Annotated in this window: 22 protein-coding genes; 6 read left to right on the top strand and 16 right to left on the bottom strand. The window is 74.4% G+C overall.

Annotated features, from left to right (window positions below; genetic code table 11):
* Nucleotides 1-7: 7 nt before the first annotated feature.
* From DQ244_RS09390 to DQ244_RS09375, 4 genes are all read right to left on the bottom strand, one after another.
* Entirely contained in the window at nucleotides 8-106 is a 99-nt protein-coding gene (locus DQ244_RS09390; protein ID WP_012854759.1) for a 30S ribosomal protein bS22, read from the bottom strand.
* Between the two features lie 222 nt (nucleotides 107-328).
* Nucleotides 329-544 (bottom strand): helix-turn-helix domain-containing protein, encoded by a 216-nt coding sequence (locus DQ244_RS09385; protein WP_113811550.1) that lies wholly within the window; start codon nucleotides 542-544, stop codon nucleotides 329-331.
* Nucleotides 545-967: 423 nt separating this feature from the next.
* Entirely contained in the window at nucleotides 968-1786 is an 819-nt protein-coding gene (proC, locus tag DQ244_RS09380) for a pyrroline-5-carboxylate reductase (protein ID WP_113811239.1), read from the bottom strand.
* Nucleotides 1783-2433, bottom strand: a complete 651-nt coding sequence (locus DQ244_RS09375; RefSeq protein WP_113811238.1) for a hypothetical protein — start codon at nucleotides 2431-2433, stop codon at nucleotides 1783-1785. The genes proC and DQ244_RS09375 overlap by 4 nt, the downstream gene beginning before the upstream one ends.
* A 58-nt stretch (nucleotides 2434-2491) precedes the next feature.
* Here DQ244_RS09375 and DQ244_RS09370 point away from each other — a divergent pair, with 58 nt between their 5' ends.
* Nucleotides 2492-3052 carry a type 1 glutamine amidotransferase domain-containing protein gene (locus DQ244_RS09370; protein ID WP_113811237.1) on the top strand — a complete coding sequence of 187 codons (561 nt, stop codon included), beginning with the start codon at nucleotides 2492-2494 and terminating at the stop codon, nucleotides 3050-3052.
* A gap of 10 nt (nucleotides 3053-3062) precedes the next feature.
* Here the strand turns inward: DQ244_RS09370 and DQ244_RS09365 are convergent, their stop codons facing one another.
* Genes DQ244_RS09365 through DQ244_RS09355 form a run of 3 tightly spaced genes read right to left on the bottom strand, consistent with a single transcriptional unit; the run spans nucleotide 3063 to nucleotide 5196 of the window.
* Nucleotides 3063-3866: a hypothetical protein gene (locus DQ244_RS09365; protein ID WP_113811236.1), complete on the bottom strand. Its 804-nt coding sequence runs from the start codon at nucleotides 3864-3866 to the stop codon at nucleotides 3063-3065.
* Complete coding sequence (locus tag DQ244_RS09360; protein ID WP_113811235.1) at nucleotides 3866-4810, bottom strand: Ppx/GppA phosphatase family protein; 945 nt, start codon at nucleotides 4808-4810, stop codon at nucleotides 3866-3868. Before DQ244_RS09360 ends, DQ244_RS09365 begins: the two co-directional genes overlap by 1 nt.
* A 17-nt stretch (nucleotides 4811-4827) precedes the next feature.
* A complete protein-coding gene (locus tag DQ244_RS09355) occupies nucleotides 4828-5196 on the bottom strand; it encodes a DUF1801 domain-containing protein (protein WP_199580321.1) in 369 nt (122 codons plus the stop codon).
* A 32-nt stretch (nucleotides 5197-5228) separates the two neighbouring features.
* Between DQ244_RS09355 and DQ244_RS09350 the strand changes: the two genes are divergently transcribed.
* A complete protein-coding gene (locus tag DQ244_RS09350; RefSeq protein ID WP_113811233.1) occupies nucleotides 5229-6041 on the top strand; it encodes a hypothetical protein in 813 nt (270 codons plus the stop codon).
* Here DQ244_RS09350 and DQ244_RS09345 read toward each other — a convergent pair.
* The gene (locus DQ244_RS09345) at nucleotides 5934-7013 is read right to left on the bottom strand and encodes a helix-turn-helix domain-containing protein (RefSeq protein ID WP_113811232.1); all 1080 of its coding nucleotides are present in this window, start codon (nucleotides 7011-7013) and stop codon (nucleotides 5934-5936) included. The two genes, DQ244_RS09350 and DQ244_RS09345, sit on opposite strands and share 108 nt — an antisense overlap.
* Nucleotides 7014-7094: 81 nt before the next feature.
* Between DQ244_RS09345 and DQ244_RS09340 the strand changes: the two genes are divergently transcribed.
* Together DQ244_RS09340 and DQ244_RS09335 are read left to right on the top strand one after the other, a co-directional pair.
* Complete coding sequence (locus DQ244_RS09340) at nucleotides 7095-7322, top strand: hypothetical protein (protein WP_113811231.1); 228 nt, start codon at nucleotides 7095-7097, stop codon at nucleotides 7320-7322.
* A 10-nt stretch (nucleotides 7323-7332) separates the two neighbouring features.
* Entirely contained in the window at nucleotides 7333-7533 is a 201-nt protein-coding gene (locus tag DQ244_RS09335) for a DUF3072 domain-containing protein (protein ID WP_113811230.1), read from the top strand.
* 13 nt (nucleotides 7534-7546) lie between these two features.
* On the opposite strand, the gene DQ244_RS09330 is transcribed toward DQ244_RS09335, so the two are convergent.
* Together DQ244_RS09330 and DQ244_RS09325 are read right to left on the bottom strand one after the other, a co-directional pair.
* Nucleotides 7547-8233: a response regulator transcription factor gene (locus DQ244_RS09330; protein WP_113811229.1), complete on the bottom strand. Its 687-nt coding sequence runs from the start codon at nucleotides 8231-8233 to the stop codon at nucleotides 7547-7549.
* Nucleotides 8230-9435 (bottom strand): cell wall metabolism sensor histidine kinase WalK, encoded by a 1206-nt coding sequence (locus DQ244_RS09325; RefSeq protein WP_113811228.1) that lies wholly within the window; start codon nucleotides 9433-9435, stop codon nucleotides 8230-8232. The genes DQ244_RS09330 and DQ244_RS09325 overlap by 4 nt, the downstream gene beginning before the upstream one ends.
* 168 nt (nucleotides 9436-9603) lie before the next feature.
* Between DQ244_RS09325 and phoU the strand changes: the two genes are divergently transcribed.
* Nucleotides 9604-10266, top strand: coding sequence for a phosphate signaling complex protein PhoU (gene phoU / locus DQ244_RS09320; protein WP_113811227.1), 663 nt, complete (start codon nucleotides 9604-9606; stop codon nucleotides 10264-10266).
* A 108-nt stretch (nucleotides 10267-10374) separates the two neighbouring features.
* On the opposite strand, the gene DQ244_RS09315 is transcribed toward phoU, so the two are convergent.
* The 5 genes from DQ244_RS09315 to mshA all read right to left on the bottom strand — a co-directional run bounded on the left by DQ244_RS09315 (nucleotide 10375) and on the right by mshA (nucleotide 16009).
* Nucleotides 10375-11142: a phosphoglyceromutase gene (locus DQ244_RS09315; protein ID WP_113811226.1), complete on the bottom strand. Its 768-nt coding sequence runs from the start codon at nucleotides 11140-11142 to the stop codon at nucleotides 10375-10377.
* Between the two features lie 35 nt (nucleotides 11143-11177).
* Nucleotides 11178-12449 carry an aminotransferase class I/II-fold pyridoxal phosphate-dependent enzyme gene (locus tag DQ244_RS09310; RefSeq protein WP_113811225.1) on the bottom strand — a complete coding sequence of 424 codons (1272 nt, stop codon included), beginning with the start codon at nucleotides 12447-12449 and terminating at the stop codon, nucleotides 11178-11180.
* A gap of 109 nt (nucleotides 12450-12558) precedes the next feature.
* Entirely contained in the window at nucleotides 12559-14151 is a 1593-nt protein-coding gene (locus DQ244_RS09305; protein ID WP_113811224.1) for an MFS transporter, read from the bottom strand.
* On the bottom strand, nucleotides 14148-14672 hold the full coding sequence (locus DQ244_RS09300) for a YbjN domain-containing protein (RefSeq protein ID WP_113811223.1): 525 nt from the start codon (nucleotides 14670-14672) through the stop codon (nucleotides 14148-14150). Before DQ244_RS09300 ends, DQ244_RS09305 begins: the two co-directional genes overlap by 4 nt.
* A complete protein-coding gene (gene mshA / locus DQ244_RS09295; RefSeq protein ID WP_233491289.1) occupies nucleotides 14669-16009 on the bottom strand; it encodes a D-inositol-3-phosphate glycosyltransferase in 1341 nt (446 codons plus the stop codon). Before mshA ends, DQ244_RS09300 begins: the two co-directional genes overlap by 4 nt.
* An 86-nt stretch (nucleotides 16010-16095) precedes the next feature.
* Between mshA and DQ244_RS09290 the strand changes: the two genes are divergently transcribed.
* Nucleotides 16096-16881 carry an SDR family oxidoreductase gene (locus tag DQ244_RS09290; RefSeq protein ID WP_113811221.1) on the top strand — a complete coding sequence of 262 codons (786 nt, stop codon included), beginning with the start codon at nucleotides 16096-16098 and terminating at the stop codon, nucleotides 16879-16881.
* Nucleotides 16882-16953: 72 nt separating this feature from the next.
* On the opposite strand, the gene DQ244_RS09285 is transcribed toward DQ244_RS09290, so the two are convergent.
* Nucleotides 16954-17961: a UDP-N-acetylmuramate dehydrogenase gene (locus tag DQ244_RS09285; protein WP_113811220.1), complete on the bottom strand. Its 1008-nt coding sequence runs from the start codon at nucleotides 17959-17961 to the stop codon at nucleotides 16954-16956.
* Between the last annotated feature and the right edge of the window lie 20 nt (nucleotides 17962-17981).

Here is a 17981-nt window from a genome sequence, read left to right as displayed (position 1 = left end):
CGTCAGCTCACTTCTTGTTGCGACGCTGAACGCGCGTCTTCTTCAGCAGCTTGCGGTGCTTCTTCTTCGCCATCCGCTTGCGCCGCTTCTTGATGACCGAACCCACGTGGTGCTCCCGACGTCGTATTGGAACAGCTCGAGCGCGACCGCCGGGTCCACCCCGGCGTCGCTCGGCGACCGAGCGTACCCGAGCCGCGCTATGACCCTGTCATCCTCCGGATGACACCGCGGCCAGGTGCCGTCCCCCAGAACGCGGAGCCCCACCGTCACGCCTGCGCGGACCCCTCCGGGGCCCACTCGGCGTGACAGAGCACGTCGGCTGCGACTCTCAGGCGATGTCGGTGTAGGCGTCGCGCAGGTAGTCCTGCACGGCGCGCTCCGGCACGCGGAAGGAGCGGCCGACGCGGACGGCGGAGAGCTCGCCGGCGTGGACGAGGCGGTACACGGTCATCTTGGAGACCCGCATCATCGAGGCGACCTCGGCGACGGTCAGGAAGGTGACGGCGGCACGGGGGGCGGGGACCGACGGGCGGCCGACCGGCATGGCGGCCGGGTGAGCGGCCGGCACGGGGCGGGCGACGGCGGAAGCGGGCATCGGGCGACCCATCGGGCGCGGGACGGGCATCCCCGGGCGGACGACGGTGGCGGCAGCGTGGCGCTGGGGCATGGTCATGTCTTCGTCTCCGGTACCTAGCCCATGTCGTGGCGCCGGCTTCCCCACCGGCAACTGAACACGCATGCGCTGGCACTGAGCGTAAGGGGACTGACGTGACGGATGCGATGGATGAAACGAACAGGCGGACCGGTCCGTCCTCGGCAGAACTACACGTATGCAACACGCGACACAGGCGTTCCGGCGCGTTCTGCGACACCGTGAAGGTTCAATCACGCAGCGTCCACCCAAAGTGCTCGAACGGGCGCTACTGTGTTCGGCTCGCTCCGGTCGGTGACGGTCGACCAGTCGACGTCACGACTTGTCGACTCCCAGCTCCACCGAGCGCGCGTGCGCGGCCTCGATGGCCGCGATCAGCGCGGCGCGGACCCCGTGGCGCTCCAGCTCGCGGATCGCGGCGATCGTCGTCCCCCCGGGGCTGGTGACGGCCTCGCGCAGCTGGACGGGGTGCTCCCCGGAGTCGCGCATCATCACCGCCGCCCCCAGCGCGGTCTGCACGATCAGGTCGGCGGCCAGCGCACGCGGGAGACCGAGCAGGATGCCGGCGTCCACCATCGCCTCGACGAGGTAGAAGAAGTAGGCCGGCCCGCTGCCGGACAGCGCGGTGGCGGCGTCCTGCTGCGCCTCGGGCACCCGCTGCACCCGGCCGACGGCGGCCAGCAGCGCCTCGGCCTCGTCCAGCTCGGCCTCGCCCGCGTGCGCTCCGGGCGACAGCACGCTCATGCCCTCGTCCACCAGCGCCGGGGTGTTCGGCATGACCCGCACGACCGGGACTCCTTCGGGGAGCGCCGCCTCGATCCGGGCCGTCGGGACGCCCGCGGCGATGGAGACCACCAGGTGACCGGTGTCGACGTGCTCGGCGACCAGGCGGAGCAGCCCGTCGATGTCCTGCGGCTTCACGGCCAGCAGGAGCACGCGGGCGCGCGCCGCCGCGCCGGCCAGGTCGACGGTGCCCACTCCGTAGCGCTCGGCGAGCTGCTGCGCCCGCTCGGCGCTGCGCTCGCACACCACGATGCCGTCCGGTCCCCCGCGGCGGACCAGCCCGGAGAGCAGCGCCTCCCCCATCTTCCCGCCGCCGATGATCGCCAGGCCGCGCCGGCCCGCGGCGGTCACGCCCGGCCTCCGGCCACGGAGACCTGCACGCGGACGGGATGGCCGGCGGCGACCAGGCGGTGCTGCTCCTCGGTGGGGGCTCCCCAGGGCATGACGTACTCCCAGCTCTCGGGCGGGCGGCCGTTCCAGGCCGCGCGCTCTCCGGTGACGGCGATGATCCGTGGATCGGTGGTCGCGACGGCGTGCTCGCCGTCGCCGGCCAGGAGGACGGTGAGGCACCGGACGAACGCGAGGTCCGCCGCGGCACCGCGTCCTGAGGAGACCAGCCGGACCCGCCCGCCGGCCAGCCGCCGGCAGCGGTCCGCCGCCCCAGGTGCGGTCGCGTCGACGACGACGCGCGCCCCGGGCAGCAGCGCTGCGAGCCGGTCGACGTCCCCGGCCGGACCGGTCAGGGCGACGGCGACGTCCGAGGGCGGCATCGGGCCCCCGGCCGGGACCGTCACCTCGGAAAAGGCACCGAGACCGGCGGCGGTCAGCCGGCCGGCCAGCTCGGGCAGCAGGCCGGCCGGGGCGGCGCTCCGCGGCTCCAGGGCCACCCGGCGGCCGGCGGCCACCAGGTCACCGGCGGCACGGACGGCGTCCTCGGCCGACGGCGCACGGCTGCCCGCCCACGCCGACGACAGGCGGGAGCGCAGGACGGCGGGCACGTCCGAACCGTAGTGCGCCCGGGTGTGTGCGGTCCGGCCCCCGGGTAGCGCCGCCCCCATGGCAGGAGAACTGGACGGGATGAGGGTGGCCGTGCTGGCCACCGACGGCGTGGAGCAGGTCGAGCTGGACCGGCCCTGGCAGGCACTGGAGGAGGCCGGCGCGGAACCGGAGCTGGTCTCGTTCAGCACCGGGACGATCACGGCCTACGAGCACATCGACAAGGGTGAGCAGCGCACCGTGCACACCGACCTCGGGTCGGCCGACCCCGACGACTACGCGGCGCTGGTCCTGCCCGGCGGTGTCATCAACGGCGACTTCGTGCGGGCCGACGCCGACGCCGTGGCGTTCGTGAAGGCCTTCTTCGACGCCGGCAAGCCGGTCGCGGCGATCTGCCACGCGCCCTGGGTCCTCATCGAGGCCGACGTGGTCCGCGGGCGTCGCATGACCTCGTGGCCGTCGCTGCAGACCGACCTGCGCAACGCGGGCGCGAACTGGGTCGACGAGGAGGTCGTCGTCGACGGCAACCTGATCACCAGCCGCAACCCCGACGACCTGGACGCCTTCGGCGCCGCGATCGTCGAGGAGTTCGCCCGGGAGGAGCAGCCGGCCGACGCCTGACGGCGAGCGGTCAGGAGGTGCCGAGCAGGTTGGCGGCCGGGGCGATGGTGAGCAGCGTGCCGGCGAAGACCAGCACCGCGAGCAGCCGGGCACCGACCGGCTCGGCACCCTGCCGGTTCCGCCACAGGTTGACCCCGGCCACCAGGCCGGTCACCGCGAGCGGGGCCAGGAACATCGCCAGGCGGGGCACCATCTCCCACAGCACGGTGGCCGCGAAGTAGATGCCGACACCCGCCGCGAGCGCGATCAGCAGCTCGCCGCCGAACCGGAGCCACGCCAGCGCGCTCTCCTGCGGCGTGCTGTCGACGTCGGTGTCGGGCAGGTCGTCCGCGCGGACGACGGGGATGGGGCCGGTGTGCGGATGGCTCTCGCGCACCGGGGCGCGGGTGGCGCCCCGGCGCTCGTCGCGCTCGGCGGTCCGCCCGCCGGTGCGGGGGGTGGTGCGCTGGGCGCCGGCCACCTCGGCGGCGCGGCGCAGCGGTGGGACGGGGGCCGAGGGCTGCGGGACGCCGGGCTTGCGGTCGGGCCGGAGCCCCGGGATGGCTGCGGTGGAGGGGCCGGCCGCGACCCGCGGGGCGGGCCGGGAGGGCCGCGCGGACGGAGGGGCCTCGACGTCGCTGCGGCGTCGGCTGAAGCCCGCGCGCTCGCGGGCGGCCGCGTCGCTCGCGCGGCGCTGCCGGATCCCGGTGTCGTCGTCGTCCTCGAGGCGACGCCGGCGGGCCTGCTGCCGGGCCGCGGACTCGACGCCGGCCTCGCGCAGGATCTCGGCGAGGGACCGCCCGCCCGTGTCCGGGTTCCAGTCCGGTTCGGCCATCACGCTCCTCCCAACGAGTCGAGCCTGCGGAGGATGACACCCTCGCGCAACGCCCATGGACCGATCCGTACGCACGGTACGTCCAGCGCACGCAGAGTTGCGGCAGCGACAACCGCTCCCGCGGGAACCTGGTGCGCGCGGTCGGCCGAGACGCCCGGCAGCTCGGCCAGCGCGTCGGACTCGATCCGCGAGATGAACCCCACCACCTGACCCAGCCCGACCGCCGTGAGCTCGCGGTGCGCCCGCAGCCCGGCCGACGACGGAGCGGCACCGGCGAGCCGGGCCAGCGTGCGGAACGTCTTGCTCGTCGCGACCACCAGGTCAGGCGCGCCGAGGGCGGTGATCTTCTCGGCGGCCGGTGCCAGCAGCTCGTCGGCGTGGGCGCGCAGCGCCTCGAGGGCGGCGAGATCGGGCCGGCCGCCCTGCCGCGCCGAGGGGAGGAAGTGGCGGGTCATCCGGCCGGCCCCCAGCGGGAGCGAGAGCGCGACGTCGGGGTCCTCGTCGACCCCGGCCGCCAGCTCGAGGGAGCCGCCGCCGATGTCGAGGACCAGCAACCGGCCGGCGCTCCAGCCGAACCAGCGGCGGACGGCGAGGAAGGTCAGCCGCGCCTCGTCCTCCCCCGTGAGCACCTTCAGCTCCACGCCGGTGCGCTCCCGGACGCGCTCGAGCACCTCCAGGCCGTTGGCCGCCTCGCGGATCGCGGAGGTCACCAGGGCCATGAACTCGTCGCAGCCCTGCTCCTCGGCCTGCTCGCAGGCCCGCTGGACCGCCGTGAGCAGCGCCTTCTCCCCCGCCTTGGACAGCACGTCGTCCGACCCCACGTGCTCGGCCAGCCGCAGCACCGACTTGTCGTCGTGCATGGGCGTGGGGTGCGCGCCGCGGTGGGCGTCCACGACCAGCAGGTGCACCGTGTTCGAGCCGACGTCCAGCACCCCGAGTCGCATGGGGCGATTCTGCCGGGTCAGCAGACCGCGCCGCTGGTCGCAGCCGTCATCCGCAGGATGGAGCGGATCACGTCCTCGTCGAGCTGGTCGGCCCGGCGGTAGCGCACGCACCCCTTGCCGAGGCCCAGACCACCCAGCCGGTCGAGGTGGGCGGCCATGACGTCGGTGCGCAGCACGTAGAAGGACAGGTGCTGCTTCTGGTCGGCGAAGGCGATCTCGCCGTCGGCCTCCGGTCCGCGCCGGTACCCGGGCATGCCGTACGCCATCCCCTCCGTGAAGCCGTCGAGCTCCTCCAGGCAGAGCCGGCGGAGCGTGCGGGCGGCGTCGGCTCGGGGTCCGCCCAGCCCGTCCAGGTAGGCGTCGACGGCGGGGTCGGGGGCGGGCACGCGGAGCATCGTGGCAGACCTAGGCTGGGCGGGTGCGGAACGAGCCCCCGGAGGAGGTCGCGCCGGACTTCCCCCGCGAGTGGGTGGAGTTCCCCGACCCGGCCGATCCCGAGCACCTCGTCCGCGCCGACCTGACCTGGCTGACCTCGGCCTGGACGTGCGTGTTCGGGCGCGGGTGCGCGGGGGTGGTCGAGGGCAGGCCCGACGACGGCTGCTGCAGCCACGGCGCGTTCTTCACCGACGAGGACGACCTGGAACGCGTCACCGCGGCGTTCGCGGGCCTCGACGACGAGGACTGGCAGCTGGCCCCTGTCGGCCGCGGCGCCTGGACCGAGGAGGACGACGCCGACGACGCCGAGGACGGCGTGCGCTCGCTGCGGACCCGGGTGGTCGACGGCGCCTGCGTGTTCCTCAACCGACCGGGGTTCCCCGGCGGCACCGGCTGCGCGCTGCACGCGATGGCGCTGCGCACCGGGGTGCACCCGCTGACGACCAAGCCCGACGTCTGCTGGCAGCTGCCGGTGCGCCGCGAGCAGGAGCACGTCGACCGGCCGGACGGCACGCGGGTGCTGGTCTCCAGCATCGGCGAGTTCGACCGGCGCGGTTGGGGCCCCGGCGGCTCCGACCTGCACTGGTGGTGCACCGGCTCCCCGACCGCGCACGTGGCGCCCGAGCCGCTGGTGGACACCTACGCCGCGGAGCTCACCGCGCTGCTGGGCCGGCCGGCCTTCACCGAGCTACGCCGGCTGACCCAGCTCCGCCTCGACCAGGGCATGATCGCCCCCCACCCGGCCAGCCCCCGCCCGGTGCCCGTCGAGCTGCACCGGCGCCGTCCCGGCGACTGACGCCGCACCCGCCCGGAAGGTCTGCCGGTAGGACCGCGGCGAGACACCGCGCCGCCGGGTGAACTGCTCGCGCAGACCGGCGGCCGTGCCGAAGCCGACCAGGCGGGCGACCTCCTCGATCGAGGCGTCGCTGTTCTCCAGCAGCTCCTCGGCGGCCGCGAGCCGCTGACCGAGCAGCCAGGCGTGCGGCGTCGTCCCGGTGGTGGCCTTGAAGCGGCGGGCGAAGCTGCGCGGGCTCATCAGCGCCCGGCGGGCGAGCAGGTCGACGCTGATGTCGTCGGCCAGGTGCTGCTGCGCCCAGCCGAGGACCGCGCCCAGCCGATCGTCCTCGCACGCGGCCACGGGGGCGTCGATGAACTGCGCCTGACCGCCGTCCCGGTGCGGCGGCACGACCATCTCCCGCGCCAGCGAGTTCGCCGCGTTGGCGCCCCACTCCCGGCGGATCAGGTGCAGCAGGGCGTCCACCCCGGCCGCCGTGCCCGCTCCGGTGATGATCTGGCCGTTGTCGACGTAGAGGACCGACGGGTCGACCTCCAGCTGCGGGAAGCGGGTGGCGAGCTCGCCGGTCCACTTCCAGTGGGTGGTCACCCGCAGACCGTCGAGGAGGCCGGCGGCGGCGAGCACGAAGACGCCGGTGCAGTGGCTGACCAGCAGCGCGCCGCGGGCGTGGGCGCGGCGGACGGCGTCGAGCAGCCGGGGCGAGGGGTCGGCGTCGAAGTCCTCCCACGCGGTCATGAGCAGGATGTCGGACCGCTCCACGCGCTCCAGGCCGTGCTCGACGAGGATCCCTATGCCCGTGTCGGTCCGGCAGACGCCGGGGTGCTCCGCGGCGATCCCGAAGTCGAAGCGCGGCAGCCCGAGCCGCGTGCGCTCGTAGCCGAAGACCTCGTTGCAGACGCCGAGGCCGAAGGGGGCGACGAGCTGGTCGGCGACGATGACGGTGACGACCAGCGGCCGGTCCGGGAGAGCCATGGCGGCAGCATGGCAGAAAACCGGCGGTCATGGTCAGTCCTGCCACTCGTCCGGGACTCAGGGCCGGGCCAGGCTGCCCTCATGCTGCTGATCACCTGCCCCGCCACCCGGACCGACGAGCTGGTCTCCGACCGGCGCATCCGGTCGGTCACCAACCACCCGACGCACATCGCGCTGCACGTGGACTGCCCCGCCTGCGGCACCGTGCACGTCTACCGGACCGGGCGCCGGTGGACCGCCACGCAGGCGGCCCGCGCGGCCTCGGTCACCGCCGCCGCCCGCCGTGCGGAGCGACCCGTCCCGGCCTAGGCTCGAACACATGAGCGAATCCAACGGAAACACCGCGCCGGCCGCCTCGCCGGAGAAGGACCCGGCCGACTGGGTCACCGGCGAGGAGCCGGCCACCGGTCCGCAGAAGAGCTACCTGGAGACGCTGGCGCGCCAGTCCGACGAGGACGTCGACCCCGACCAGCTGACCAAGGCCGAGGCCTCGCAGAAGATCGACGACCTCAAGAACTGACGCCCGGTCGGCCTCAGGCCTCGAGCTTGTAGCCCAGGCCCCGCACCGTCAGCAGGTAGGTCGGGTTGGCGGGGTCGGGCTCGAGCTTGGCCCGCAGCCGCTTGACGTGGACGTCGAGGGTCTTGGTGTCACCCACGTAGTCCGAACCCCAGACCCGGTCGATCAGCTGCGACCGGGTGAGCACCCGCCCCGCGTTGCGCATCAGGAACTCGAGCAGGTCGAACTCCTTGAGCGGCAGCGCCACCTGCTCCCCGTCGACGGCGACGACGTGCCGCTCGACGTCCATCCGCACCGGGCCGGCGGTCAGCACGCCGTCGGACGGGGCCGGCTCGGCGGTCTCGCCCCGGCGGCGCAGCACGGCCCGGATCCGGGCGACGAGCTCGCGGGCCGAGTACGGCTTGGTCACGTAGTCGTCGGCGCCCAGTTCCAGGCCCACGACCTTGTCGATCTCGCCGTCCTTGGCCGTCAGCATGATGATCGGCACGTTCCCGCGGGACCGCAGCGCCCGGCACACCTCGGTGCCCGAGAGCCCGGGCAGCATGAGGTCCAGGAGCACGATGTCGGCCCCGCCGCGGTCGTACTCGGCGAGGGCGTCCGGCCCGGTCGCGGCGACGACCGGGTCGAAGCCCTCGCGGCCCAGCATGTAGGACAGCGCGTCGGAGAAGGACTCCTCGTCCTCGACGACCAGCACTCGGGTCATGAACGCTCGTTCTCCAGGGTCTGAGGAGCAGGGGCGGGAGCCGGCTCGGCGACCGGGCGGTCGTCGGCGACGGCGAGCGGGATGCGCAGGGTGAAGGTGGAGCCGAGCCCTTCCTCGCTCCAGACGCTCACCGAGCCGCCGTGGTTGCTGGCGACGTGCTTGACGATGGCCAGCCCGAGGCCGGTGCCACCGGTGCTGCTGGCCCGCGACTGGTCCACGCGGTAGAAGCGCTCGAAGACGCGCTGCCGGTCGGCGCGCGGGATGCCGATACCGCTGTCGGTCACGGCGATCTCCGCGAAACCGGAGCGCGCCCGGGCGGCCACGGCGATCCGGCTCTCCCCCGGGCTGTAGGCCACGGCGTTGGCCAGCAGGTTGGTGACGGCGGTGGCCAGCTGGCTCTCCACGCCGCGCACGACGAGGTCGGGCTGCCCGCCGATGACGATGTCGAGCTTCTTGGCCCGGGCCGCGGTGCGGGTGCGGTCCACCGCCTCGGCGAGCACCCGGTCGACCTCGACCCGGCTCAGCTCCGGCAGCGGCTCGCCGCCCTGCAGGCGGGAGAGGTCGATGAGCTCGCGCACCAGCCGGCCCAGACGGTCGGCCTCGACGGCGATGCGGCCGGCGAAGCGCTGCACCGCCTCCGGGTCGTCGGCCGCGCCCTCGATCGCCTCGGCCAGGAGGGCCAGCGCCCCGACCGGCGTCTTGAGCTCGTGGCCGACGTTGGCGACGAAGTCGCGCCGCACCGCTTCCACCCGCCGCGCCTCGGTGACGTCCTGGAGCACCAGGGCGACCGGCCCCGGCCGGGCGACGGTGCCGCTGTCCAGGCGCATCCCGTGCGCGCCGACCAGGCGCGGCCCGGAGCCGACCAGGTCCCCGGGCAGGCGGACGTCGGCCCGGCGGCTGCCGCCGCGGCGCACGTCGTGGGAGAGCGCCAGGAGCTCGGGGACGAGCAGCCGGTCGCCGCGCACGATGCCCAGGGCCCGGGCCGCGGGGTTGGCGAGGAGGACGGAGTCGTCGGTGTCCACGAACACGATGGCCGGGTCGATGAGGTCCACCAGCCGCCGGGTCAGGGCCGCCTCGGGCGCCGTCGCTGCCGCGTCGTCGCCGGAACTCCGCCCCAGGTCGGGGATCGAGCGGATGATGACGGTCGCGACCACCACCCCACCGAGGATGAGGCCGACCACCAGGGCGACCAGCGGACTCACGGCCCAGATGCTAGGCGTGTACGGGCCCTTTCCCAGCCGTGCGGCACAGGTTCACCGCCCGGACGGGTCAGAGTTCACCGCAGGGTGGGCCGACGTTCACCTCACCGCGACCGACCGGCCCCGGGCGACGCCTAGCGTTCCCCGGGAATCACGAGGAGAGGACCGCACATGCGCGAGAGCTACGTCGAGGAGCTCGAGGACATCCGGAGCTGCCTGGTCGCGATGGCCAACACGGTCGGCTCCCAGATGAGCACCGCCACGACCGCCCTGCTCGACGCCGACGTCGCGCTGGCCGACCTCGTCATCGCCGGGGACGAGCAGCTGGACGCCCAGCGGGAGAGCATCGACCAGCGGTGCTTCACGCTGCTCGCGCGCCAGCAGCCGGTCGCCACCGACCTGCGCTCCATCGTCACCGCGACGCGGATCGCCAGCGACCTCGAGCGGATGGGTGACCTCGCCGAGCACATCGCGAAGGTGGCGCGCATGCGGTTCCCCGAGCACGCGGTGCCGCAGGAGGTGCGTCCGGCGTTCCTCGAGGCCGGGCACGTCGCGGAGATGCTGGTCGCCAAGGCCGGCACCGTCATCGCCACCCGCGACGTCGCGGCCGCCCGTGAGCTGGAGACCGACGACGACGCGATGGACACCATCCACCGCGAGCTGTTCCGGGAGCTCCTGTCGGACAAGTGGCCGCACGGCGTCGAGACGGCCATCGACATCACGCTGCTGGGCCGCTACTACGAGCGGTTCGGGGACCACGCCGTCGGCGTCGCCCGCCGGGTCGTCTACCTGGTGACCGGCGAGCGGCACGTCCCTGAAGCGACCGCCAACTGATCTGTCGTCCTCCGGACGACACCGCGACCAGGAGCCGTCCCCCGTTGCGCTGAGCCGCTGCGTCACGCCTGCGCGGACCCCTCCGGGGCCCGCTCGGCGCGACCGGAGCTACTTTTTGCCCTGGTTCTTGACGGCCTCGATGGCGGCGGCGGCCGCGGCGGGGTCGAGGTACTGCCCGCCGGGGTTGGTCGGCCGCAGGTCGGCGTCGAGGTCGTAGCGCAGCGGGACCCCGGTCGGGATGTTCAGGCCCACGACCTCGTCGTCGCCCATGCCGTCGAGGTGCTTCACCAGCGCGCGCAGGCTGTTGCCGTGCGCGGCCACCAGCACGGTCTTGCCGGCCCGCAGGTCCGGCACGATCGCGTCGTACCAGTAGGGCAGCATCCGGACGACGACGTCCTTGAGGCACTCGGTGGCCGGCCGCGCCTCCGGCGGGAGGAAGGCGTAGCGCTCGTCGGCGTCCTGCGAGAACTCGTCGTCGGCCGCGATGGGCGGCGGCGGGGTGTCGTAGGACCGGCGCCAGATCATGAACTGCTCCTCGCCGTACTCGGCGAGGGTGGCGGCCTTGTCCTTGCCCTGCAGGGCGCCGTAGTGCCGCTCGTTGAGCCGCCACGAGCGCTTCACCGGGATCCACTGCCGGTCGGCGGCGGCGAGGGCGAGCTCGGCGGTGGTGATGGCCCGCTTCATGAGCGAGGTGTGCAGCACGTCGGGCAGCAGGTCGTTCTCGACCAGCAGCTCGCCACCGCGGGCGGCCTCGGCGCGCCCCTTCTCCGACAGCGGGACGTCCACCCAGCCGGTGAAGAGGTTGGCCTTGTTCCACTCGCTCTCGCCGTGGCGGAGCAGCACCAGCGTTCCGGTCGAGGTCGTCACGGCGATCATCCTGCCCGACGGCGTCCGCGCAGGCAGGCCGGGTGTCAGGCGACCGCCCGGACCTGCACCGTCTCGCGGGCGCGGTGCACCGACGCGGCGACGATCTCCGCGGCCGCGCGCAGCTGGTCCTCGGTGTGCGTGGCCATGACGGTCAGCCGCAGCACGCCCTTGCCGCGCGGGACGGCGGGGTAGGCGACGGCGTTGGTGTAGACGCCGGCGTCGAACGCCGTCCGCCAGGCAGTGCCGGTGACCTCGTCGACCCCGGTCGGGACGGCGACCACCGCGCCGCTGCCGACGATCGGGGCGGCGCCGTGCCGGGTCAGCTCGGCGCGCAGCAGGGCGCAGTTGTCCCGCAGCCGGCGCACCCGCTCCGGCTCGGCGCGCAGGATCCTCACCGAGGCGAGCGCGGCGGCGACGGAGGCCGGGTCGTTGCCCGCGCTGAACACGTAGGGCATGGCCGCGGCGCGGATGCCGTCGGCCGCGGCCCGGGTGGTCATGATCGCGCCACCGACGCTGGCCAGCGACTTGCTCAGCGCGATGGTCACGGCGTCGACCCGGTCGAGCACGCCGAACGCCTCGCCGGCCCCGACGCCGACCTCGCCCAGCACGCCGAGGCCGTGCGCCTCGTCGACGACCAGCCGGGCGCCGAACTGCTCGCACAGCTCGGTGATCTCGACCAGCGGCGCGAGCTCGCCGGTCATGGAGTAGACGCCGTCGACCACCACGACCGCGCCGACCCGCGGGTCCAGCGCCTCGAGGCGCTGGAGGAGGGAGCCCAGGTCGTTGTGCCGCCAGCGCTGCACGGTGCCCCGGCTGGCCGCCGCCGCGGCGTGCAGGCTCGCGTGCACGTGCGAGTCGACCAGCAGCACGTCGTCGGGCGAGCAGATCGTGGACAGCAGGGCCACGTTGGCGTTCACGCCCGAGGAGGTGAGGACGGCGTCCTCGGTGCCGTAGACGTCGGCGAGCTCGGCCTCGAGCTCCAGGTGCAGCCCGCTGGTGCCGTTGAGGACGCGGCTGCCCGACGTGCTGGTGCCGTACCGGTGCAACGCCGCCTCGGCCGCCGCGACGACCCGCGGGTCCCCGGCCAGGCCCAGGTAGTTGCCGGTGCCCAGGTTGATCCGGTCGCGGCCGTCCGCGTAGCGGGTCACCGGCAGCGGCGCGCCTGCGGTCGGCACCGCGAGGGAGGCCGATCCGGGGTGGTGCGGGTCGCGCTTCATCGCCGCGAGCGGGTTCTCGTGCAGCGGCGCGAACGGGTCGCGGCGGCCTCGCAGCCCACCGGTCAGATCGGGACGGGCGGCGGTCAGGCCCTCGGTCACAGGTCGTTCTCCCACGCTCGTGCCCGCGCGGGTTCCCCTCCCCCGGACGGTTTCCCGGCAAGCCTGCGCAGACGGTGACGGAGCGTCAACACCCTGGCGATCGTTCACCTCACCGGGTGGTCGGGACCACCCGATCGCGGCGCCCCGGTAGCCAGATCAGGACCACGACGGCCGCGATCAGCGTCGCCGCGGCCGTGCCGACGGCGGTGACGTGCATGGCGGAGACGAACGCCTCGCGCGCCGGCTCGACGACCGAGGCGGCGGCCGCCGCGGCGTCCGCGCCGCCCTCGTCCTGCACCCGGCGGACGGCCTCCAGCGTCGCGACGATCGACTCCGAGGCCTCCTCCCGCACCTCGGCGGGCAGGTCGTCGGCCGCGCTGCCCAGGTGCGCGGCGTACGAGCCGGCCAGCAGCGAGCCGAGGATGGCGACCCCGAGGGCACCGCCGACCTGCCGCACGGAGTTGTTCACGGCGGCCCCGGCGCCGGCCTTCTCCCGGGGCACGACGGACATGATCGACTCGGTGGCCGGCGCCATCACGGTGCCCATGCCGACGCCCTGCACCGACAGGACGGCGATGAGCACCCACACGGGGGTGCCCAGGCCCAGCAGCTGCACCCCGGCGAAGGACAGGGCGATCAGCAGGAACCCGGACGCGCACACCGCCTTGGCGCCGAAGCGCTCGGCCAGCCCGGAGCTCAGCGGCGCCATGACCGCCATGCCCAGCGCGACCGGGATCAGCGCCGCCCCGCTCTCCAGGGGGCTCAGGCCGCGCACGCCCTGCAGGTAGAAGACCAGGTAGAACGTGGCGCCCAGCAGCGCGAAGAAGTTCAGGCCCAGCGCCGCGGCGGCCGCCGAGAACGCGGGGTTGCGGAACAGCGACACGTCCAGGGCCGGGTGGGCGGAGCGGCGCTGCAGCCACACGAACAGGGCGAGCAGCGCCAAGCCGCCGAGCAGCGGCACGAGCACGGCCGGCGTCGTCCACCCCTCACCCCCGCCGCCGCGGATGATCCCGTAGACCAGCCCGGCGAGGGCCGCGATCGACAGCAGGACGCCGGGGACGTCGAGCCGGCCGGGGCTGGGATCCCGCGACTCCGGCACGAGGGCGAAGACCGCGACGATGCCGACCAGGGCGACGGGGACGCCGACCAGGAAGACCGCTCCCCACCAGAAGTGCTCGAGGACCGCCCCGCCGGCCAGCGGCCCGCCGGCGACGGCGATCCCCGCGGTGCCGGCCCAGACGCCGATGGCCCGGCCGCGCTCGCGGGCCGGGAAGACGTTGGTGATGACGGCGAGCGTCGTCGGCTGGACGGCGGCGCCGCCGATGCCCATGACCGCGCGCCAGGCGATGAGCTCCAGCGGGCTGTCGCTGAAGGCGGCCAGCACCGAGCCGACGGCGAAGATGCTCAGCCCGATCAGCAGCACGCGGCGGCGGCCGATCCGGTCGCCGATGACGCCCCAGGAGAACAGCAGACCGGCGAACACGAGGATGTAGGCGTCCACCGCCCACTGCAGCTCGCCCTGGGTCGCCCGCAGCTCGCGCTGGAGGGTGGGGATGGCGACGTTGAGGATCGTGTTCCCCATGATCACCACGAGCAGGCAGACCGTCATCGTGGCCAGCACCCACCATCGGCGGGCGTAGCCGGGGTTCTCCTCCGCGCCGGGCGTTCCCGTGCCCGGCTGCGACTTCTCCGTCGCCGTCATCCCTCGCCGGTGCGGTCGGTGCGGCGGGCGGGGTCGGCGAAGGCGGCGAACGCCTCGAGGTTGCGCAACGACTCCCCGCGCTTCACCCGCCAGTCCCACTCGCGGCGGATCGAGGTGCCGAAGCCGATCTCCAGCATCGCGTTGAAGTGGTCGTCGGCGTAGCTGAGCACCGCACCGAGGAGCCGGTCGAGCTCCTCGGGTGTGACCGCGGCGTGCGGCAGCCGGCCGGTCAGGTAGACGTCGCCCACCGAGTCGATCGAGTACGAGACGCCGTACATGCGCGCGTTGTGCTGCAGCAGGTAGGTCCACAGCTGCTCGCGGTTCTCGTCGGGCTGGCGGCAGACGAAGGCCTCCACCCGCAGCGAGTGCTCCCCCACGATCAGCCCGCAGACCGTCTTGAGCTTCTTGGTGCCGGGCAGGTCGACCAGCCAGGTGCCCGGGCTCGGGTGGTCGTGCACCAGCTCGCTGTCGCGCAGCGTCTGGTCGATGACCGCGTCGAGCTCCTCGACCGAGCGGCTCACCGGGCCACCTCCAGGCCCGGCAGGGCGCGCAGCGGGCCCCCGGTCCGGCGCTCGCGGGCCCGCCGCGGCGGCGCCGCGGCCATGTCGGCGGCCGCGGAGGCGTAGGCCTCGACCAGGGCGTCGACGGTGCGCTCCCAGGAGAACCGGCCGGCGTGCCGGCGGGCGCCGGCGGCCAGCAGCTCCCGGCGGGCGAGCACCGACCGGACCGCGACCGCGTAGTCGGCCGGGTCGTGCCCGGGGACCAGGACGCCGGAGACGCCGTCGCGGACCGCCGTCGGCAGCCCGCCCACGGCGGCGGCGACCACCGGGGTGCCGCAGGCCTGCGACTCCAGGGCCACCAGCCCGAAGGACTCGTTGTGGCTGGGCACCACGGTCACGTCGGCAGCCCGGTAGAAGTGCGCCAGCCGCTCCGGCGGCTGCGGCGGGTGGAAGCGGACGACGTCGCCGATGCCGAGGCCCGCGGCCAGCTTCTCGAGCTGGCGCGGGGCGTCCAGGCCGCTGCCGCTGGGGGCACCGACGACGTGCACCTGGAGCCGGGACCGCAGCGCCGGGTCGTCGGCGAGCATCCGGGCGGCGGTGTGCAGCAGGACGTCGGGCGCCTTGAGCGGCTGGATGCGACCCACGAAGAGCAGCGCGACGGCGTCCTCGGGCATCCCGACCGCGCGTCGCGCCGCCGCCCGGCTGCCGGGGGCGAACCGGTCGAGGTCGACGCCGGGCGGGACGACGAGCGTGCGCGCCGGGTCGGCGCCGTAGAGGCGCACCAGCTGGCGGGCCTCCTCGTCGGTGTTGGCGATGAGCCGGTCGGCCTCGGCGACCACCTGCTCCTCGCCGATCACGCGCGAGCGCGGCTCGGGGCGGTCACCGGCGGCGAGCGCCTCGTTCTTGACCTTGGCGAGGGTGTGCGCGGTGTGGATCAGCGGCACGCTCCAGCGGTCGCGCGCCAGCCAGCCGACCTGGCCCGAGAGCCAGTAGTGCGAGTGCACGACGCCGTAGTAGCCCGGCTCGTGCTGGGCCTCCTCGCGGAGCACCGCCGCGGTGAAGGCGCACAGCTGGGCGGGGAGCTCCTCCTTGCCCAGGCCCTCGAAGGGACCGGCGCTGACGTGGCGGACGGTCACGCCCGGGCTCATCTCGACCACGGGCGGCAGGTCGCTGGAGGTGGCGCGGGTGAACACGTCGACGGCGATGCCGCGGGCGGCCAGCCGTCGGGAGACCTCGACGATGTAGACGTTCATGCCACCGGCGTCGCCCGCGCCCGGCTGGTCGAGCGGGCTGGTGTGCACCGACAGCGTCGCCACCCGGGCGGGCAGGCCCGTACCGGGGGTGCGGTGAGCGGGCACCTACGACCTCCCGCTCTGCGCTGTTCCGGTGCGTCCGGCGCACCCCTGTCTCGTCTCCATCCTGCAACAGCGCGAGGATGGCCCGCATGCCCGACCCTGCCGAGACCCCCCAGTCCGAGGACCGCGCCCTGCCCGGGCACGGTCGCACCGCCGTCGTCACCGGCGCCTCCAGCGGCATCGGGGCCGCGACCGCCACCCGTCTGGCGGCCGAGGGGTTCGACGTCGTCGTCGCCGCCCGCCGGGTCGACCGGCTCGAGGAGCTGGCCGCGGCGATCGGGGGCCGAGCCGTGGCGCTGGACATCACCGACCAGGCCTCCGTCGACGCGTTCGCCGCCTCCCTGGAGCGGGTGGACGTGCTGGTCAACAACGCCGGTGGCGCGTTCGACGCGAACCCGGTGGCCGCAGCAGACCTGGACGCGTGGGCGCGGACGTACGACGTGAACGTGCTCGGCACGGTGCGGCTGACGAAGGCGCTGCTGCCCGCGCTGCGGGCCTCCGGGGCCGGTGACGTGCTGTTCGTCAGCTCGACCGCGGGTCTGGTCACCTACGAGAACGGCAGCTCGTACACAGCGGCCAAGCACGGCGTGCACGCCCTGGTCGGGGCGCTGCGGCTGGAGATGGTGGGCGAGCCCGTGCGGGTCATCGAGGTCGCGCCCGGCATGGTGCACACCGAGGAGTTCTCGCTGAACCGGCTGGGGTCGCAGGACAAGGCCGACGCCGTCTACCGCGGTGTGCGCGAGCCGCTGGTGGCCGACGACGTCGCCGACTGCATCGCATGGGCGCTCACCCGCCCGCACCACGTGAACGTCGACCTCATGGTGGTCCGCCCCCGCGCCCAGGCCGCCCAGCACAAGGTGCACCGGGAGAGCTGACCTCCCCGAGATCTGCACACTCGGGGCTTTCACGCGCTCGAAGACCCCGAGTGTGCAGATCTCGCGGCGGTTCTAGGGCCGGACGGCGGTGGGCTCGCGTTCCAGGGTGACGCCGAACTTCTCCTGCGCGGTCGCGATGATCCGGTCGGCGAAGGCGAGCAGCTCGGCGGCGGTCGCGCCGTCCTCGGTGGTCAGCGCGAGGCTGTGCCGCGACGACGTGCCGACCCGGCCGTCCCGCGTGCCGCGGCCGAAGCCGGAGTGCTGCACGAGCCAGGCGGCGCTGAGCTTGACCAGCCCCTCGCCGGCCGGCCAGCTCGGGCAGCCCTCGACCGCGCGCTCGACCGGCACGATCGGGTTGGTGAAGAACGACCCGGCGCTGCGCGAGTCCGGATCAGCGGGGTCCCAGACCATGCCCTTGCCGCGGCGCAGGCCGAGCACGGCCTCGCGCACGTCGGCCAGCGGCGCACGCTCGCCGATCTCGACGCCGAGCGTGCGCGCCAGCTCCGCGTAGCCGACCGGCGCGGACAGCTCGCCCGGCTCCAGCTCGAACTCCACCTCGAGGACGACGAACCGGCCGGGCTCCCGCTTGAGCCGGCTGTCGCGGTAGGCGAACCCGCACTCGTCCGGCGTCAGCGTGCGCTCGGCCTTCTCGGACCGGTCGTACACGCGCACGGCGGTGATCGTCTGCGCGACCTCCTGGCCGTAGGCGCCGACGTTCTGCACCGGCGTCGCGCCCGTGGAGCCGGGGATGCCCGACAGGGCCTCCATGCCGGCCAGCCGGTCCGCGACGGTGTGCGCGACGAGGGAGTCCCAGTCCTCACCGGCCTGGACGGTCAGCCGGTCCCCGGAGCGCTCGATGCCCCGGGACCGGACGGCGACGACGTCACCGGGCCAGCCCTCGTCGGGCGCGATCAGGTTGGAGCCCCCGCCGATGAGCAGCAGCGGACGGCCGGCCTCGTCGGCGTCCCGGACGGCGCCCACCAGCTCCGCGGCGCTCTCCACCTCGATCAGCCGCTCGGCAGGACCGCCGACGGCGAGGGTCGTGAGCTCCGCCAGCCGGACGTCGGATCGCACCTGCACGACACGACGGTAGCCGGGAC

The sequence above is a fragment of the Blastococcus sp. TBT05-19 genome, assembly GCF_003319095.1.
Lineage (GTDB): Bacteria > Actinomycetota > Actinomycetes > Mycobacteriales > Geodermatophilaceae > Blastococcus.
This window is presented reverse-complemented; position numbering and strand designations above follow the sequence as displayed.

Excerpts from the sequence above, each read along its gene's own strand:
- DQ244_RS09385 (WP_113811550.1), bottom strand. The coding sequence starts at position 544 with ATGCCGGTCGGCCGCCCGTCGGTCCCCGCCCCCCGTGCCGCCGTCACC.
- DQ244_RS09345 (WP_113811232.1), bottom strand. The coding sequence starts at position 7,013 with ATGGCTCTCCCGGACCGGCCGCTGGTCGTCACCGTCATCGTCGCCGAC.
- DQ244_RS09305 (WP_113811224.1), bottom strand. The coding sequence starts at position 14,151 with ATGACGGCGACGGAGAAGTCGCAGCCGGGCACGGGAACGCCCGGCGCG.
- phoU (WP_113811227.1), top strand. The coding sequence starts at position 9,604 with ATGCGCGAGAGCTACGTCGAGGAGCTCGAGGACATCCGGAGCTGCCTG.
- DQ244_RS09315 (WP_113811226.1), bottom strand. The coding sequence starts at position 11,142 with ATGATCGCCGTGACGACCTCGACCGGAACGCTGGTGCTGCTCCGCCAC.
- DQ244_RS09330 (WP_113811229.1), bottom strand. The coding sequence starts at position 8,233 with ATGACCCGAGTGCTGGTCGTCGAGGACGAGGAGTCCTTCTCCGACGCG.
- DQ244_RS09370 (WP_113811237.1), top strand. The coding sequence starts at position 2,492 with ATGGCAGGAGAACTGGACGGGATGAGGGTGGCCGTGCTGGCCACCGAC.
- DQ244_RS09365 (WP_113811236.1), bottom strand. The coding sequence starts at position 3,866 with ATGGCCGAACCGGACTGGAACCCGGACACGGGCGGGCGGTCCCTCGCC.
- DQ244_RS09335 (WP_113811230.1), top strand. The coding sequence starts at position 7,333 with ATGAGCGAATCCAACGGAAACACCGCGCCGGCCGCCTCGCCGGAGAAG.
- DQ244_RS09290 (WP_113811221.1), top strand. The coding sequence starts at position 16,096 with ATGCCCGACCCTGCCGAGACCCCCCAGTCCGAGGACCGCGCCCTGCCC.
- DQ244_RS09340 (WP_113811231.1), top strand. The coding sequence starts at position 7,095 with ATGCTGCTGATCACCTGCCCCGCCACCCGGACCGACGAGCTGGTCTCC.
- DQ244_RS09360 (WP_113811235.1), bottom strand. The coding sequence starts at position 4,810 with ATGCGACTCGGGGTGCTGGACGTCGGCTCGAACACGGTGCACCTGCTG.